At 68.8% G+C, this 2,587-nt stretch carries 2 protein-coding genes and 1 pseudogene; all 3 read right to left on the reverse strand.

Translation table 11 applies throughout. The features are described 5' to 3' along the window. Window positions 1-22: 22 nt before the first annotated feature. Complete coding sequence (locus HUK84_RS14715) at window positions 23-814, reverse strand: TatD family hydrolase (RefSeq protein ID WP_176640955.1); 792 nt, start codon at window positions 812-814, stop codon at window positions 23-25. Then, entirely contained in the window at window positions 811-2,349 is a 1,539-nt protein-coding gene (gene metG, locus HUK84_RS14720; RefSeq protein WP_176640956.1) for a methionine--tRNA ligase, read from the reverse strand. Before metG ends, HUK84_RS14715 begins: the two co-directional genes overlap by 4 nt. Beyond that, window positions 2,346-2,587, reverse strand: a pseudogene (locus HUK84_RS14725) (DNA polymerase III subunit delta'); the annotation flags it as partial. The gene metG and the pseudogene HUK84_RS14725, both read right to left, overlap by 4 nt.

Genomic DNA, 2,587 nt, shown 5'->3' on the forward strand with positions numbered 1-2,587 from the left:
CCAGCACCACCAGTTCCATCTCTCAGGCCGCCCGGCTGAACAGGCGATGGAAATTGGCGGTCGTGACCTCGGCCAGCGCCGCGGGCTCGATGTCGCGGAGTTCGGCCAGGCGCCCGGCGGTGTCGGCGACGAAGGCCGGTTCGTTCCTGCGACCGCGATGCGGCACGGGCGCCAGGTACGGCGAATCGGTTTCGACCAGCAGCCGGTCGGGCGGAATCGTCCGCGCGACGTCGCGCAGCGCGTCCGAGCGTGGAAAGGTCAGGATGCCGGAGAAGCTGACATAGCCACCCAGTTCCAGCCCGACCCGGGCGAGTTCCGGCCCCGAGGCGAAGCAATGCAGCAGGAAGCGGAACGGGCCGCCGGCCGCGACCTCATCCCGCAGGATCGCCGCCACGTCGTCATCGGCGTCGCGGGCGTGGATCACCAGGGGCAGGTTCATCCGGCGCGCCGCCTGGATATGGGCCCGGAAGCGCGCCTGCTGCAGCGGGCGCACCGCCTCGGCGCCATGGAAGTAATCCAGGCCGCTTTCGCCGATCCCGATCACGCGCGGATCATCGGCCAGGGCGACGATGTCGGCCGCGTCGGCCACCGTGCACTCCTCGACATGGTCGGGATGGGTGCCGACCGTGCACCAGACACGCAAATCCGGCCGGCTGAAGCGGGTCAGGTCCTTCTGCTGCGCGGCGCGGGACAGGCGGGTGCCGATCGTCACCATGCCTTCGACCCCCGCGGCGCGGGCGCGATCCAGCAGGTCGGGGATCGCATCGTCGGGGAAATGGTCGAGATGGCAGTGCGAATCGATCAGGCCCGTCATGACGGCGTATCCTCGACATAGCGGGGGAAGATGCCCTGCGGCGCGGGGAGCGCCCGGCCGGCCGGCAACGGGGTTGCCAGCGCGGCGAACGTGCGCTCGTCCTCGGCCACGCCAAGCTGGGCCAGCAGCCTGGCCATGCTGTCGGGCATGTAGGGCTGGAGCATCGTGCCGATGACGCGCAGGGCGTCGGCCAGCACGCGCAGGACCACCGCCATGCGCTCGGGATCGGTCTTCTTCAGCGCCCAGGGGGCCTGACGGTCGATATAGGCGTTGCAGGCGCGGATCACCCGCCAGACATCCTCGAGCGCGTCGGTCAGGGCGCGGCGGTCGATCTGCTGGTGCATCAGGGTGGGCAGGAGGTCGGCCTGGGCCAGCAGGGCCAGATCGTCCTCGGTCCGGGCGCCGCATGCGGGCAGGAGGCCGCCGCAATTGCGCGCGACCTGCGACAGGGTGCGCTGCGCCAGGTTGCCCAGGTCGTTCGCCAGCTCGACATTCATCCGGTTGATGATCGCCTTGCGGCTGAGGTCGCTGTCGCCGCCGAAGGGCATTTCCCGCAGCAGGAAGAAGCGGACCGGATCCAGCCCGAATTCGGCGACCAGTTCGCGCGGGTCGACCACGTTGCCGAGCGACTTGCTCATCTTCTCGCCCTCGATGGTCCACCATCCGTGCGAGAACACGCAGTCGGGCAGGTCCAGCCCGGCGGCCATCAGCAGGGCCGGCCAGTAGACCGCGTGGAAGCGCAGGATGTCCTTGCCCACCAGATGCAGGTCGGCCGGCCAGAAGGGCGCGCGCGGGTGATTGGGGTCGGGGAAGCCGACGGCCGACAGGTAGTTGGCCAGCGCGTCGACCCAGACATACATCACATGATCGGCGTCGCCGGGCACCGGGATGCCCCAGCGGAAGCTGGTGCGGCTGATCGACAGGTCGCGCAGCCCCTGGCGGACGAAGCTGGCGACCTCGTTGCGGCGGGACGCGGGCTCGACGAAGCCGGGGCGGGTTTCGTACAGCGCGAGCAGCCGGTCGGCGAAGTCGGACAGGCGGAAGAAATAGGAGGGTTCGCGCACCCATTCGACCGGCGCGCCGGTCGGCGCGACCCGGGTGCCGTCGGGGCGGGTGAGCAGTTCGTCCTCGTTGTAGAAGCTTTCGTCGCGCAGGGCGTACCAGCCCTCGTACGCGCCGAGATAGATGTGGCCGTTCGCGGCGATCCGTTCCCACAGCGCCGAGGCGCCGGCGATGTGGCGCGGTTCGGTGGTGCGGATGAAATCGTCGTACGAGACGTTCATCGCGTCGTACATCGCGCGGAAATCGGCCGAGACGCGGTCGGCGAAGACGATCGGTTCGACCCCCGCGGCCTGGGCGGCCTGTTCGACCTTCTGCCCGTGTTCGTCGGTGCCGGTCAGGAAGAAGACGTCATGGCCCGCCAGGCGCTTGAAGCGCGCCACCACGTCGGCCGCGACCGACGTGTAGGCATGGCCGATATGAGGCGCCCCGTTCACATAATAGATCGGTGTCGTGACGTAATAGCGCCGTGTCATGTTCCACTCACCAACGACAGGCCGGACAGGATGGCCTGATGTTTATCCAGATTGAATCGTTCCGTCTCGGCCCGCAGATGGACCAGCTCGCGCCACAGATCGACCGCGCGGTCGGGCCGCGGCACCGGATTGCCGGATGCGGGCAGGCGCGCGGCCGTCCGCGTGCGCACCGATATGGCATCACACAGCAGATCGAAGAAGACTGAAAACCCATTCTCCCGCTTCAGGATCGTCTCGG

The sequence above is a fragment of the Nguyenibacter vanlangensis genome, from assembly GCF_013376155.1.
GTDB lineage: Bacteria > Pseudomonadota > Alphaproteobacteria > Acetobacterales > Acetobacteraceae > Gluconacetobacter > Gluconacetobacter vanlangensis.